Annotated in this window: 12 protein-coding genes; 8 read left to right on the top strand and 4 right to left on the bottom strand. The window is 70.6% G+C overall.

Translation table 11 applies throughout. The features are described from left to right. Positions 1-182 precede the first annotated feature (182 nt). Together V2W30_RS07970 and V2W30_RS07965 are read right to left on the bottom strand one after the other, a co-directional pair. On the bottom strand, positions 183-1,589 hold the full coding sequence (locus tag V2W30_RS07970; RefSeq protein WP_338694801.1) for a gluconate:H+ symporter: 1,407 nt from the start codon (positions 1,587-1,589) through the stop codon (positions 183-185). A gap of 41 nt (positions 1,590-1,630) precedes the next feature. Beyond that, positions 1,631-2,155 carry a gluconokinase gene (locus V2W30_RS07965; RefSeq protein WP_338694800.1) on the bottom strand — a complete coding sequence of 175 codons (525 nt, stop codon included), beginning with the start codon at positions 2,153-2,155 and terminating at the stop codon, positions 1,631-1,633. 176 nt (positions 2,156-2,331) lie between these two features. Here V2W30_RS07965 and V2W30_RS07960 point away from each other — a divergent pair, with 176 nt between their 5' ends. Continuing rightward, positions 2,332-3,033 carry a FadR/GntR family transcriptional regulator gene (locus V2W30_RS07960; protein ID WP_338694798.1) on the top strand — a complete coding sequence of 234 codons (702 nt, stop codon included), beginning with the start codon at positions 2,332-2,334 and terminating at the stop codon, positions 3,031-3,033. Positions 3,034-3,051: 18 nt separating this feature from the next. Here the strand turns inward: V2W30_RS07960 and V2W30_RS07955 are convergent, their stop codons facing one another. Next, complete coding sequence (locus V2W30_RS07955; protein ID WP_338694796.1) at positions 3,052-3,450, bottom strand: YchJ family protein; 399 nt, start codon at positions 3,448-3,450, stop codon at positions 3,052-3,054. A 66-nt stretch (positions 3,451-3,516) separates the two neighbouring features. Next, complete coding sequence (locus V2W30_RS07950; RefSeq protein ID WP_338694794.1) at positions 3,517-4,443, bottom strand: AraC family transcriptional regulator; 927 nt, start codon at positions 4,441-4,443, stop codon at positions 3,517-3,519. A gap of 184 nt (positions 4,444-4,627) precedes the next feature. Between V2W30_RS07950 and tkt the strand changes: the two genes are divergently transcribed. The 7 genes from tkt (at position 4,628) to V2W30_RS07915 (ending at position 13,993) form a co-directional block, all read left to right on the top strand. Next, positions 4,628-6,724, top strand: coding sequence for a transketolase (tkt, locus tag V2W30_RS07945; RefSeq protein WP_338694792.1), 2,097 nt, complete (start codon positions 4,628-4,630; stop codon positions 6,722-6,724). Between the two features lie 57 nt (positions 6,725-6,781). Next, complete coding sequence (gene tal / locus V2W30_RS07940) at positions 6,782-7,909, top strand: transaldolase (protein WP_338694790.1); 1,128 nt, start codon at positions 6,782-6,784, stop codon at positions 7,907-7,909. Then, positions 7,906-9,438, top strand: a complete 1,533-nt coding sequence (gene zwf / locus V2W30_RS07935; protein WP_338694788.1) for a glucose-6-phosphate dehydrogenase — start codon at positions 7,906-7,908, stop codon at positions 9,436-9,438. The genes tal and zwf overlap by 4 nt, the downstream gene beginning before the upstream one ends. Then, positions 9,435-10,385, top strand: a complete 951-nt coding sequence (gene opcA / locus V2W30_RS07930; RefSeq protein ID WP_338694786.1) for a glucose-6-phosphate dehydrogenase assembly protein OpcA — start codon at positions 9,435-9,437, stop codon at positions 10,383-10,385. The genes zwf and opcA overlap by 4 nt, the downstream gene beginning before the upstream one ends. Continuing rightward, on the top strand, positions 10,378-12,033 hold the full coding sequence (pgi, locus tag V2W30_RS07925) for a glucose-6-phosphate isomerase (RefSeq protein WP_338694784.1): 1,656 nt from the start codon (positions 10,378-10,380) through the stop codon (positions 12,031-12,033). Before opcA ends, pgi begins: the two co-directional genes overlap by 8 nt. Before the next feature lie 53 nt (positions 12,034-12,086). Then, positions 12,087-12,962, top strand: a complete 876-nt coding sequence (gnd, locus tag V2W30_RS07920) for a phosphogluconate dehydrogenase (NAD(+)-dependent, decarboxylating) (RefSeq protein ID WP_338694782.1) — start codon at positions 12,087-12,089, stop codon at positions 12,960-12,962. A gap of 209 nt (positions 12,963-13,171) precedes the next feature. After that, positions 13,172-13,993, top strand: coding sequence for an ROK family protein (locus V2W30_RS07915; RefSeq protein WP_338694781.1), 822 nt, complete (start codon positions 13,172-13,174; stop codon positions 13,991-13,993). The last annotated feature ends 12 nt before the right edge of the window (positions 13,994-14,005 follow it).

Here is a 14,005-nt window from a genome sequence, read left to right as displayed (position 1 = left end):
CGCGGCTAGGGCCTGTCTCCCAGATCCCTCCTGCCCCGCGACGCCTGGCACGCGCTCTCGCCGCACCGGGCCCAAGGCCAAGTACATCCAGTACGAGGCCCTGCACCCGGCACGCCGAGAGCACGCACCAGACGCCGCAGGGCCCGCCCTTCGGGCGGACGGAGGGATCTGGGAGACAGGCCCTAGATCACCAACGACAGGAGCAGGACGAAGCCTCCCGCGACCACGGAGATGATCGTCTCCATGATCGACCACGTCTTCAGGGTCTGGCCGACGCTCAGCCCGAAGTACTCCTTGACCAGCCAGAACCCGGCGTCGTTGACATGGCTGAAGAACAGCGAGCCCGCGCCGATCGCGAGGACGAGGAGTGCCGTGTGCGTGTCGGTCATACCGGCCGCGAGGGGCGCGACCAGACCGGCGGCCGAGACGGTCGCGACGGTCGCCGAGCCGGTGGCGAGGCGGATCACGACGGCGATCAGCCAGGCGAGCAGCAGGGCCGGGATCGACCAGTCCTTGGAGATGTCCAGGACCATCTGGCCGACGCCCGAGTCGATCAGGGTCTGCTTGAAGCCGCCGCCCGCGCCGACGATGAGCAGGATGCCCGCGATCGGGGCGAGGGACTTCTCGGTGGTGGACTGGAGCCGGCCCTTGCTGAAGCCGGCGGCGCGGCCCAGCGTGAACATGCCGAGGATGACGGCCGCGAGCAGCGCGATCAGCGGGGAGCCGACGACGTCGAAGACGCGCTGGACCGTGTGCTCCGGGTTGTCCACGATGATGTCGACCAGGGCCTTGGACAGCATCATGGCGACCGGCAGCAGGATCGTGGCCAGGGCGGCGCCGAAGCTGGGGCGCTTGACCAGGTCCTCGGAGGCGCGCGCCGGGAGCATCTTCTCCGGCACCGGGACGTCGACCCACTTCGCGGCGTACCGGGAGAACACCGGACCGGCGATGATCACCGTCGGGATGGCGACGAGGATGCCGAGCGCGAGGGTGATGCCCAGGTTGGCGCCGACCGCGTCGATCGCGACGAGCGGGCCGGGGTGCGGCGGGATCAGACCGTGCATGACCGACAGGCCCGCGAGCGCCGGGATGCCGATGCGCATCAGCGAGTAGTTGCCGCGCTTGGCGACCATCAGGACGACCGGGATCAGCAGCACGATGCCGACCTCGAAGAAGAGCGGCAGACCGATCACGGCGGCGATCAGGACCATCACCCAGGGCATGGCCCGCCCGCCGGACCGGCCGGCCTTGGCGAGGATCGTGTCGACGATCTGGTCCGCGCCGCCGGAGTCGGCGAGCAGCTTGCCGAGGATCGCGCCGAGCGCGATCAGTACGCCGACACCGGCGACCGTGGAGCCGAGCCCCGCGGTGAAGCTGGCGATGGCCTTGTCGAGCGGTGCTCCGGCGAACGCGCCGAGCGCGAGCGAGCCGATGGTCAGGGCCAGGAAGGCGTGCAGCTTGAACTTCGTGATGAGCAGGACGATGACGGCGATGCCGGCGAGCACGGCGATCCCGAGCTGGGCATGGCCAGCGGACGTGATCGGCTCGACGGTGTCCGCTGCCAGCATCTCGACGCTGAGACTGGTCACGGTCTAATCCCTTGTACGAAGAGGGGGGAGGGGGACGGGAGTTACGACTGCGGAGCGGAGGGGTCGAGTCCGGCCAGAGCCTCCGCGGCCCGGTCGGCGATCTCCTCCGGGGAGCCCGACACATCGACGGCGACACCCGCTTCGTCCCGCTCCAGGGGCTGGAGCGTGGCGAACTGGGAGTCCAGCAGGCTGGTCGGCATGAAGTGGCCCTCGCGGTGGCTCATCCGGTCGAGGATGAGCTCCCTGCTGCCGGTCAGGTGCAGGAAGACGGCGTCCGGGGCCTCGCCGCGCAGCAGGTCCCGGTAGGAGCGCTTGAGCGCGGAGCTGGAGACGACCCCGCCGAGTCCGGCCCGGCCGTGCGCCCACCGGCCGATGGCTTCGAGCCAGGGCCTGCGGTCGTCGTCGTCCAGGGGGGTCCCCGCCGACATCTTGTCGATGTTGGCCTGGGGGTGGAAGTCGTCGCCCTCGGCGTAGGGGACGCCGAGTCGTTCGGCGAGCAGGGGACCGATCGTCGTCTTGCCGGTGCCTGCCACGCCCATGACCACGACGACGTGGGGGGTGCTCATCGCGTACTGCCTCGCTGTCTTCATCGACATCGCTGTGTCACGTCACTGAAACCCAAAAGGTCTGACTAATTCAAGAGGCTGTGACATAAAAGTCAGACTTTTTGTTCCCGGCCCTCGGGCCGTGATTCCTCGGGACCTCCGGCACTCCCTCCGTCGTCGCCGTCTACCCTTTCGTCATGACCACACAGGGCCAGGGGCTGCACGCACGCGTTCTCGACAGCCTCGGCCCCGCCATCACAGCGGGGGAGTACCCGGCGGGCAGCGTGTTGCGCACGGACGAGCTCGCCCAGCGCTACGAGGTGTCCCGCTCGGTGATGCGCGAGGCCGTGCGCGTCCTGGAGTCCATGCACCTCGTGGTGTCCCGGCGCCGCGTCGGCGTGACCGTACGGCCCGCCGAGGAGTGGCACGTCTACGATCCGCAGGTCATCCGCTGGCGGCTGGCGGGCGCCGACCGGCCGCGCCAGCTGCGCTCGCTCACGGTGCTGCGGCTTGCGGTCGAACCGGTCGCCGCGGGCCTGGCCGCGCGGCACGCGACGGCCCAGCAGTGCGCGGCGCTCACCGAGTGCGCCCTCGGCATGGTGGCCAGCTCGCGCGGTCAGCAGCTGGAGAAGTACCTCGTCCACGACATCGAGTTCCACCGGATCGTCCTGAACGCCTCCGGCAACGAGATGTTCGCCCACCTCGGCGACCTGGTCGCCGAGGTCCTCTCGGGCCGCACCCACCACCAGGTCATGTTCGAGGACCCGGACCCGGCGGCCGTCACCCTGCACGTGCACGTCGCGGAGGCCGTACGGGAGGGGGACGCGGACCGCGCGGAGGCGCTCACGCGCGAGATCGCGGTCGGCGCCCTCCAGGAGCTGGACATCCTGGCGCCGTGAGGGCGGGGGCTTCGGGGGTTACTGGATGAACTCGCCGTCGACGTACACCCACGCGCCGCCCACCCGCAGGAACTGACTGCGCTCGTACAGCGCGCCCGGCCGGCCCCCGTCCTCGTACCGCGCGCGGAACGTCACGGTGCCGCTCTGGTGGAACGCCGTCCCCTCGCTCGTCCCGAGGATCTCCAGGCCCGTCCAAGTCAGCCCCGGGTCGAACTCGATCACCGGCGGCCGGGTGTCCGGGTGCCAGCTGCGCAGCAGATACGCGGCGTCGCGCCGGGTGAAGGCGACGTACCGGGACCGCATGAGCGCCTCGGCGGTCGGCGCGGCGGCGGCACCCGAGTGGTACCGGCCGCAGCATTCCTCGTACGGGGCCGGGAGACCGCAGGGGCAGGTGGGGGTGGAGGTGGGGCGTGCCATGCGGCGACCCTACCCGCGGGCGGTGCCCCGCCCGCCCGCTCGACGGCGCACCGCGCCCACGGCGCGTCAGACCTGCTCGGCCCGGAACGCCGCCGGGGTCACGCCCGTGTGCTGCTGGAAGTACTTCGAGAAGTTGGCCGAGTCGCCGAAGCCGACGGCCACACCGATGCGGCCCACCGGCAGCTCGGTGTGGGCGAGCAGGCGCTTGGCCTCCAGGATCACGCGCCGGTCGATGAACGCCTTCGGCGTCTGACCGGTTGCGGCACGGACCGCGCGCACCAGGGTGCGGCGCGAGTACCCGAGCTCGTCCGCGTACGCGCTGACGCTGTGGTTCGTGGTGAAGTCCTTCTCGACCGCCGAGCGGAAGCGGCTGAACGTCGTGTCGGGCTGCGGCGCGCACTCGTCCGCCGCCGCCTGCGCCGACACATGCGCCACGCGCAGCATCAGCGCGGTCAGGGAGTGCCGCAGGACCGAGGTGTGCAGGCTCAGCGGGAGCGTCGACGTGTCCAGGTACTCGCGGCTCAGCTGCTCCAGCGAGGCTTCCAGGGCGGCGAGTTGGGGCGGGTCCGGGTGCAGCAGCGGTGGCCGGTCGTAGCGGTAGAGGCCCGTCGCCTCGACGATCGCGCGGGGCAGGAACCCGGGCTGCATCGTCAGCGCCGTGCCCACATAGCTCTCCGTCGTCGAGAAGCCGTGCACCTGGCCGGGCCTGATCCACAGGACGTCCCCGGCACCGACCTCGTACTCGGTGAAGTCGATCATGTGGTGGACCGGGCCCTCGCGGAAGAAGAGGAGCACGTGGAAGTCGATGCGGTGGACGCGGCGCGACAGGCCGACGCCGCCCGCCCACGGCCCCTCCGTGCCCATCGGCCCGATCTGTATCCCGACGCCGGAGACGCTCGCGCTCGGATCGAAGGGATACGTGCGGATGTGCGCTCGATCTCCGGGGGTCGCTCCCAGATGTGCGCTCGTCTGCGCGGGGCCCTGCTCCGTCATGAACCTTCCCTGGCTTCAACTCCGGTAGGTGTCTCATTTTCACCGAACGCTGGCACGGGCGCACCTACCGAGCAAAAAGTATGACCTTTAAGTTCGTAGGTGGTTCGACCAGGGCCTTTGGTCCCGGACGGGCGGTGCCGTTCGGCACCTGGGCAGGACAACGGATGCGAAGGAAGTCAGACAGATGAGCACGCAGACACCGGACGGACTCGACCCCTTCGAGCGCCCCTTCGAATGGACCGACCTCGACCAGCGTGCCGTCGACACCGCCCGGCTGCTCGCGGCCGACGCCGTGCAGAAGGTCGGCAACGGTCACCCGGGCACGGCCATGAGCCTCGCCCCGGCCGCCTACACCCTCTTCCAGAAGGCCATGCGCCACGACCCGGCCGACCCGGAGTGGACCGGCCGCGACCGCTTCGTCCTGTCGCCCGGCCACACCAGCCTCACCCTCTACACCCAGCTCTTCCTCTCCGGGTACGAGCTGGAGCTCGACGACCTGAAGGCCTTCCGCACCCAGGGCTCCAAGACCCCGGGCCACCCCGAGTACGGGCACACCGCCGGTGTCGAGACGACGACCGGGCCGCTCGGCCAGGGTGTCGCCAACGCCGTGGGCATGGCCATGGCCGCCCGCTACGAGCGCGGCCTGTTCGACCCGGAGGCCGCCGAGGGCACCTCCCCCTTCGACCACACCATCTGGGCGATCGTCTCCGACGGCGACCTGGAGGAGGGCGTCTCCGCCGAGGCATCCTCGCTCGCCGGCCACCAGAAGCTCGGCAACCTCGTCTTCGTCTACGACGACAACCACATCTCCATCGAGGGCGACACCGCGACCGCGTTCTCCGAGGACGTCCTGGCCCGCTACGAGGCCTACGGCTGGCACGTGCAGCGCATCGAGCCGCAGGCCGACGGCAACACCGACGTCAAGGCCCTGTACGAGGCCCTCGCCGCCGCCAAGGCCGAGACCGAGCGCCCCTCGATCATCGCCATGCGCACGATCATCGCCTGGCCCGCCCCGACCGCGCAGAACACCGAGGCCTCCCACGGCTCCGCGCTCGGCGCCGACGAGATCGCCGCGACCAAGCGCCTCCTCGGCTTCGACCCCGAGCAGTCCTTCATCGTCGAGGACGAGGTCATCGCCCACAGCCGCAAGGCCCTCGACCGCGGCGCCGAGGCGCACGCCGCCTGGGACAAGCGGCTCGGCGCCTGGCGCACCGACAACCCCGAGCGCTCCAAGCTCCTGGACCGCGTCGTCGCCGGCCGCCTCCCCGAGGGCTGGGAGCAGGCGCTGCCCGCCTTCGAGACCGGCGCCAAGGTCGCCACGCGCGCCGCGTCCGGCAAGGTCCTCCAGGCCCTCGGCCCGATCATCCCCGAGCTGTGGGGCGGCTCCGCCGACCTCGCCGGCTCCAACAACACCACGATCGACAAGACGTCGTCGTTCCTGCCGGCCGGCAACCCGCTGCCCGAGGCCGACCCCTACGGCCGCACCGTCCACTTCGGCATCCGCGAGTTCTCGATGGCCGCCGAGATGAACGGCATCGCGCTGCACGGCAACACCCGCATCTACGGCGGCACGTTCCTCGTGTTCTCCGACTACATGCGCAACGCCGTCCGCATGTCCGCGCTGATGCAGCTGCCCGTCACGTACGTGTGGACGCACGACTCCGTCGGTCTCGGCGAGGACGGTCCCACCCACCAGCCGGTCGAGCACCTCGCCTCGCTGCGCGCCATCCCGGGCCTGAACGTCGTCCGCCCGGCCGACGCCAACGAGACCGCCACCGCCTGGCGCGAGATCCTGCGCCGCGGCTCGGTCAAGCCGGCCCCGCACGGCCTGGCGCTGACCCGGCAGGGCGTGCCCACGTACGAGGCGAACCCCGACGCCGCCAAGGGCGGCTACGTCCTCGTCGAGGCCTCCAAGGAGACGCCGGACCTGATCCTGATCGCCACCGGTTCCGAGGTGCAGCTCGCCGTCGGGGCCCGCGAGATCCTGGAGGCCGAGGGCGTCGCCACCCGCGTCGTGTCGATGCCGTCCGTCGAGTGGTTCGAGGAGCAGGACCGGGCCTACAAGGACGCCGTCCTTCCGCCGTCCGTGAAGGCCCGCGTGGCGGTCGAGGCCGGTATCGGCCTGACCTGGTACCGCTACGTCGGTGACGCCGGACGCATCGTGTCCCTGGAGCACTTCGGTGCCTCGGCCGACGCGAACATCCTCTTCCGCGAGTTCGGCTTCACCGCCGAGAACGTCGCCGACAAGGCCCGGGAGTCGCTGGCCGCCGCCCGCGCCTGACCACTTCGCACCGAGCATCTCCGTATCGAGCATCACCGAAAGAAGATGAAGCACACCATGAGTAACGCCACCACCTCGTCGCCCCTCAAGTCCCTGTCCGACGAAGGCGTTTCCATCTGGCTGGACGACCTGTCCCGCAAGCGCATCGAGTCCGGCTCGCTCGCCGAGAGCGTCGCCACCGGCCACGTCGTGGGCGTCACCACGAACCCGTCGATCTTCCAGGCCGCCATCGGTTCCGGCGAGGGCTACGAGGACCAGCTCGCCGACCTCGCCGTCCGCAAGGTCACCGTCGACGAGGCCGTCCGCATGATGACGACCGCCGACGTGCGCGCCGCCGCCGACATCCTGCGCCCCGTGTACGACGCGACGGCCGGCCGCGACGGCCGCGTCTCCATCGAGGTCGACCCGCGCCTCGCCAACGAGACCGAGGCGACCATCGCCGAGGCCAAGCAGCTGGCCTGGCTCGTCGACCGCCCGAACGTCATGATCAAGATCCCGGCGACCCTCGCGGGCCTCCCGGCCATCACCGAGGTCATCGGCCTCGGCATCTCGGTCAACGTCACGCTGATCTTCTCCCTCGACCGCTACAAGGCCGTCATGGACGCCTACCTCGCCGGCCTGGAGAAGGCCCACGAGCGCGGCATCGACCTCTCCACCATCCACTCCGTCGCGTCCTTCTTCGTCTCGCGCGTCGACGCCGAGATCGACAAGCGCCTCGACAAGGTCGGCACCGACGAGGCCCGCGCGCTCAAGGGCAAGGCCGCCCTCGCCAACGCCCGGCTCGCCTACGAGGCCTACGAGCAGGTCTTCGCCACCGAGCGCGCCACCACCCTGGAGGCCGCCGGCGCCCACAAGCAGCGCCCGCTGTGGGCCTCCACCGGCGTGAAGGACCCGGCGTACAAGGACACCCTGTACGTCGTCGAGCTGGTCGCCCCCGGCACCGTCAACACCATGCCCGAGGGCACCCTGAAGGCCACCGCCGACCACGGCGAGATCGCCGGCGACACCGTCACCGGCACCTACGACGCCTCGCGCGCCGACCTCGCCGCCGTCGAGAAGCTGGGCATCTCCTACGACGAGGTCGTCCAGCAGCTGGAGGACGAGGGCGTCTCCAAGTTCGAGATCGCCTGGAACGACCTCCTCGCCACCGTCACCTCCCGCCTCGAAGGATCTGAGGCCAAGTGAGCGTCACCGCCTGGCAGAACCCGCTGAGGGACCCCCGCGACCGGCGCCTGCCGCGCATCGCGGGCCCCTCCGGGCTCGTCATATTCGGCGTCACGGGCGACCTGTCCCGCAAGAAGCTGATGCCGGCCGTCTACGACCTCGCCAACCGCGGTCTGCTCCCGCCGGGCTTCTCGCTCCTCGGGTTCGCGCGCCGCGAGTGGGAGGACCAGGACTTCGCCCAGGTCGTCCACGACTCGGTCCGCGAGCACGCCCGTACCCCCTTCCGTGAAGAGGTCTGGGCGCAGCTCGCCGAGGGCATGCGCTTCATCCCCGGCGACTTCGACGACGACACCGCGTTCAAGCAGCTGCGCGAGGCCGTCGACGAGCTGGACGAGAAGCGCGGCACCAGCGGCAACTACGCGTTCTACCTCTCCGTACCGCCGAAGTTCTTCCCGAAGGTCGTCCAGCAGCTCAAGAAGCACGGCCTCGCCGACGCGCCCGAGGGCTCGTGGCGGCGCGCCGTCATCGAGAAGCCGTTCGGCCACGACATGGAGTCGGCCAAGGAACTGAACGCGATCGTGCACGACGTGTTCGACCCCGACCAGGTCTTCCGGATCGACCACTACCTCGGCAAGGAGACCGTCCAGAACATCCTGGCGCTCCGCTTCGCCAACCAGATGTACGAACCCATCTGGAACCGGTCGTACGTGGACCACGTGCAGATCACGATGGCCGAGGACATCGGCATCGGCGGCCGCGCCGGCTACTACGACGGCATCGGCGCCGCCCGTGACGTGATCCAGAACCACCTCCTCCAGCTGATGGCGCTCACCGCCATGGAGGAACCGGCCTCGTTCGACGCCGAGTCGCTCGTGACGGAGAAGCTCAAGGTCCTCAAGTCCGTCCGGCTGCCCGCCGACCTGGACGCCTCCACGGTCCGCGCGCAGTACGCGGCCGGATGGCAGGGCGGCGAGAAGGTCCGCGGCTACCTCCAGGAAGACGGCATCGACCCGAAGTCGAAGACCGACACCTTCGCGGCCGTCAAGCTGGAGGTGGACAACCGCCGTTGGGCGGGCGTCCCCTTCTACCTGCGCACCGGCAAGCGCCTGGGCCGCCGCGTCACCGAGATCGCGGTCGTCTTCCAGCGCGCCCCGCACTCCCCGTTCGACTCCACCGCCACGGAGGAACTCGGCCAGAACGCGATCGTCATCCGCGTCCAGCCCGACGAGGGCATGACCGTACGCTTCGGATCCAAGGTCCCGGGTACGTCGATGGAGATCCGCGACGTGTCCATGGACTTCGCGTACGGCGAGTCGTTCACGGAGTCCAGCCCCGAGGCGTACGAGCGGCTGATCCTGGACGTGCTGCTCGGTGACGCCAACCTCTTCCCCCGCACGGAAGAGGTCGAGGAGTCCTGGCGCATCCTCGACCCCATCGAGGAGAACTGGGACCGCAGCGGCAAGCCGGCCCAGTACGCCTCGGGCAGCTGGGGGCCGAAGGAAGCGGACGAGATGCTCGCACGAGACGGACGGAGCTGGCGCAGGCCATGAAGATCGACCTGACCGACACCACGGCAAGCAAGGTCAACAAGGCGCTCGTCGAAGGGCGCCGCGCGATCGGCACCCCCGCGGTGGGCATGGTCCTGACGATGGTCATCGTCACGGACGAGGAGAACGCGTACGACGCGACGAAGGCCGCCCAGGAGGCGTCCCGCGAGCACCCCTCGCGCACCCTCGTCGTCATCCGGCGCACCGCCCGCTCGCCGCGCGACCGGCAGGGCAACCGCCTCGACGCGGAGGTCCGGGTCGGCTCCGACGCCGGCACCGGCGAGACCGTGATCCTGCGCCTGTACGGCGAGGTCGGCCGGCACGCCGACTCCGTCGTCCTGCCGCTGCTGCTGCCCGACGCCCCGGTCGTCGTGTGGTGGCCGGTCGACGCCCCCGACGTGCCCGCCAAGGACCCGCTCGGCGCGCTCGCCGCCCGCCGCATCACCGACGCGTACGCCGTCGAGGACCCGATCGCGGCCCTCGGCATGCGCGCCACGTCCTACGCCCCCGGCGACACCGACCTGGCCTGGACCCGCCTCACCCCGTGGCGCTCCATGCTGGCCGCCGCCCTCGACCAGGCCCGCACCGACATCGTCTCCGCGGCCGTCGAGTCCGAGGCCGAGAACCCCAGCGCCGAGCTCCTCGCGCGCTGGCTCGGCGCCCGCCTCGGCGTCAAGGTCGAGCGCGTCACCACGGACGGCCCCGTCGTCACCGCGGTCCGCCTCGGCACGGCCAACGGAGAGATCCGCATCGACCGTCCCGACGGCCCGCTCGCCACCCTCACCCTGCCCGGCCAGCCGGAGCGCACCCTCGCCCTGAAGGTCCGCTCGACCTCCGAGCTGATCGCCGAGGAGCTGCGCCGCCTCGACGCCGACGAGATGTACGCGGTCGCGCTGCACGGCGACACCACCGGTACCTCCGGCTCCAAGGAGTCTGTTCAACATGCCTGACCACGCACCCCTGTTGACGCGCCGCCCGCAGTGGACCGCTCTCGAGGACCACCGCGCCAAGTTCAACGGCACCCACCTGCGCGACCTGTTCGCCGCCGACCCCGAGCGCGCCGAGCGCTACACGGTCCAGGTCGGCGACCTGCACATCGACTACGCCAAGCACCTGGTCACGGACGAGACGCTCGCCCTCCTCCAGGAACTGGCCACCGCCACCGACGTGTTCGGGCAGCGCGACGCCATGTTCCGCGGCGAGAAGATCAACACGACCGAGGACCGCGCCGTGCTGCACACGGCCCTGCGCGCCCCGGCCGACGCCGTGATCGAGGTCGACGGCGAGAACGTCGTGCCGGGCGTGCACGCCGTCCTCGACACGATGGCCGCGTTCTCCGACAAGGTCCGCTCCGGCGAGTGGACCGGCCACACCGGCAAGCGGATCAAGAACGTGGTCAACGTCGGCATCGGCGGCTCCGACCTCGGCCCGGCGATGGCGTACGAGGCCCTGCGCCCGTTCACCGCGCGCGAGCTGACGTTCCGCTTCGTGTCGAACGTGGACGGCGCCGACCTGCACGAGGCCGTCCGCGACCTCGACCCGGCCGAGACGCTGTTCATCATCGCCTCGAAGACGTTCACCACGATCGAGACGATCACCAACGCGACCGCCGCCCGCAGCTGGCTGCTCGCCGGTCTCGGCGGCGACGAGACGGCGGTGGCGAAGCACTTCGTCGCCCTGTCGACGAACGCCGAGAAGGTGTCCGGCTTCGGCATCGACACGGCCAACATGTTCGAGTTCTGGGACTGGGTCGGCGGCCGCTACTCCTTCGACTCGGCCATCGGCCTGTCGCTGATGATCGCCATCGGCCCGGACCGCTTCCGTGAGCTGCTCGACGGCTTCCGCCTGGTCGACGACCACTTCCGCACGGCACCGGCCGAGGCCAACGCGCCGCTGCTGCTCGGCCTGCTGGGCATCTGGTACGGCAACTTCCACGGCGCCCAGTCGCACGCGGTGCTCCCGTACTCGCACTACCTGTCCAAGTTCACCGCGTACCTCCAGCAGCTCGACATGGAGTCCAACGGCAAGTCCGTGGACCGCGAGGGACGCGGCGTGGAGTGGCAGACGGGCCCGGTCGTCTGGGGCACCCCGGGCACCAACGGCCAGCACGCCTACTACCAGCTCATCCACCAGGGCACGAAGCTGATCCCGGCCGACCTCATCGGCTTCGCGAACCCGGTCGACGAGCTGAGCGACGACCTCGCGGGCCAGCACGACCTGCTCATGGCGAACCTGTTCGCGCAGGGTCAGGCCCTCGCGTTCGGCAAGACGCCGGACGAGGTGCGCGCCGAGGGCGTCGCCGAGGAACTGGTCGCCCACAAGACCTTCAAGGGCAACCACCCCACGACGACGATCCTCGCCAAGGAGCTCACCCCCTCCGTCCTCGGCCAGCTCATCGCGCTGTACGAGCAGAAGGTGTTCGTCCAGGGCGCCGTCTGGAACATCGACTCCTTCGACCAGTGGGGCGTCGAACTCGGCAAGGTCCTCGCCAAGCGCGTCGAGCCCGCCCTCACGGAAGGTGCCGAGGTCCCGGGCCTCGACGCCTCCACGCAGTCCCTGGTCGCCACGTACCGCGCGCTGCGCGGCCGTACCGCCTGACCTCCAGCCGTACTTCCCGACAGCAGAGAATCCACGAAGGTAAGTGAACTGACATGCAGCTTGGTCTCATCGGTCTCGGCAAGATGGGCGGCAACATGCGCGAGCGCATCCGCCGCGCCGGCCACGACGTCATCGGCTACGACCGCAACGCGGAGATCTCCGACGTCGCCTCCCTCGCCGAGCTCCTCGAGAAGCTCGAGGGCCCGCGCGTGGTCTGGGTGATGGTGCCGGCCGGCGCCGCGACCCAGTCGACCGTCGACGAGCTGAAGGGCCTGCTCTCCGAGGGCGACATCGTCGTCGACGGCGGCAACTCCCGCTGGACGGACGACGAGAAGCACGCCGCCGAGCTCGCCGAGCGCGGCATCGGCTTCGTCGACGCCGGTGTCTCCGGCGGTGTCTGGGGCCTCCAGAACGGCTACGCCCTGATGGTCGGTGGCACCGACGAGGACGTCGCGAAGGTCAAGCCGATCTTCGACGCGCTCAAGCCGGAGGGCGACCACGGCTACGTCCACGCGGGCAAGGTCGGCGCGGGCCACTTCTCCAAGATGGTCCACAACGGCATCGAGTACGCCATGATGCAGGCCTACGCCGAGGGCTGGGAGCTGCTTGAGGCCGCCGACTCGGTGACGGACGTGCGCGAGGTCTTCCGGTCCTGGCAGGAGGGCACGGTCATCCGCTCGTGGCTCCTCGACCTGGCGGTCAACGCCCTGGACGACGACGAGCACCTGGAGCAGCTGCGCGGCTTCGCGCAGGACTCCGGCGAGGGCCGCTGGACCGTCGAGGCGGCCATCGACCACTCCGTGCCGCTCCCGGCCATCACGGCCTCCCTCTTCGCGCGCTTCGCGTCCCGCCAGGACGACTCGCCGCAGATGAAGATGATCGCCGCGCTGCGCAACCAGTTCGGCGGCCACGCGGTCGAGAAGAAGTAGCACCCGGCGGAAGCAGCACCGTGCCCCGGCCGACGCGCGCGATCCGCGCGTCGGCCGGGGCACGCGCCGTTCAGGCGGCGCCCCGCCACATCGTCCCGTCGCCGGACGATCAACTCCGGTTCCTACAGGGGGACTTACGCGGGCCACCCGCCGCGCGTACAGTCTCGTAGCACCTCGTTTAGTTACGTAACTTTACCGAGGAGCTCCCCGTGTCCCGTGCAGCAGACCCTGTCGTCCTCGCTCTCGACTTCGGCGGAACCAAGACGGCGCTGACCGTCGCCGACCTCCACGGAAACCGTCTCCAGCACCGCACCATCGAGACGGACAGCGACCTACGGCGTGCCCTGCGCGCCGCCCGCACCCTGCTCGACGGCGGCGAACCCCGGGCCGTGGGGGTCGCGACCATCGGCATCCCCGGCCCCGACGGAGTGGCGCTCGCCCCGAACATCCCCGGCTGGGACCGGCTCCCGCTGGAGCGTGAACTCGCCGCGGAATTCCCGCGGTCGGCGATCCGCGTCGCCACCGACGTGAAGGCCGCCGCCGCGTACGAGCACGCGTCCGGGGCGCTCGCCGGCTGCGACCCCGGCCTCTACGTGAACCTCGGCACCGGACTCGCCGTCGCCGTCGTCGCGCACGGCACCGTCCTCGCCGGGCGGCACGGCGCGTCCGGCGAGATCGGCTACAACCTGCGCGCCCTCGCCGACGTCGGCCGCACCGACCACCTCCCGCTGGAGACGGCCGTCAGCGGCAAGGCGCTCCAACAGGGCTCCACCACAGGTGAGTTCGACGAAGGTTTCCTGACCGAGCTCGCCTTTCACCTCGTCAACCTCGCCATCGCCATCGATCCCGAGCGGATCGTCGTCGGTGGCGGCCTGGTCCGCTCCTGGCACGCGCTGCACGACCCGCTGCGCCGGGCCCTCGACGCGGCCGTGCCCTATCCGCCCCAGCTCGCCCCAGCCGCGCATCCGTACGACGCGCCCCTGCTCGGGGCACTGACGCTGGCCGTCGAGGCCGCGCGTCCCGGTACGTAGAAGATCCGGCCC

The organism is Streptomyces sp. Q6 (assembly GCF_036967205.1).
In the GTDB taxonomy this organism is placed as follows: Bacteria; Actinomycetota; Actinomycetes; order Streptomycetales; family Streptomycetaceae; genus Streptomyces; species Streptomyces citrinus.
Note: the sequence above shows the minus strand (reverse complement) of the source record. Positions and strands in the feature narration are given on the sequence as shown.

What these genes read in the sequence shown, in the direction of transcription:
- V2W30_RS07965 (WP_338694800.1), bottom strand. Translation starts at nt 2,155, where the DNA reads ATGAGCACCCCCCACGTCGTCGTGGTCATGGGCGTGGCAGGCACCGGC.
- V2W30_RS07960 (WP_338694798.1), top strand. Translation starts at nt 2,332, where the DNA reads ATGACCACACAGGGCCAGGGGCTGCACGCACGCGTTCTCGACAGCCTC.
- V2W30_RS07955 (WP_338694796.1), bottom strand. Translation starts at nt 3,450, where the DNA reads ATGGCACGCCCCACCTCCACCCCCACCTGCCCCTGCGGTCTCCCGGCC.
- V2W30_RS07950 (WP_338694794.1), bottom strand. Translation starts at nt 4,443, where the DNA reads ATGACGGAGCAGGGCCCCGCGCAGACGAGCGCACATCTGGGAGCGACC.
- tkt (WP_338694792.1), top strand. Translation starts at nt 4,628, where the DNA reads ATGAGCACGCAGACACCGGACGGACTCGACCCCTTCGAGCGCCCCTTC.
- tal (WP_338694790.1), top strand. Translation starts at nt 6,782, where the DNA reads ATGAGTAACGCCACCACCTCGTCGCCCCTCAAGTCCCTGTCCGACGAA.
- opcA (WP_338694786.1), top strand. Translation starts at nt 9,435, where the DNA reads ATGAAGATCGACCTGACCGACACCACGGCAAGCAAGGTCAACAAGGCG.
- pgi (WP_338694784.1), top strand. Translation starts at nt 10,378, where the DNA reads ATGCCTGACCACGCACCCCTGTTGACGCGCCGCCCGCAGTGGACCGCT.
- gnd (WP_338694782.1), top strand. Translation starts at nt 12,087, where the DNA reads ATGCAGCTTGGTCTCATCGGTCTCGGCAAGATGGGCGGCAACATGCGC.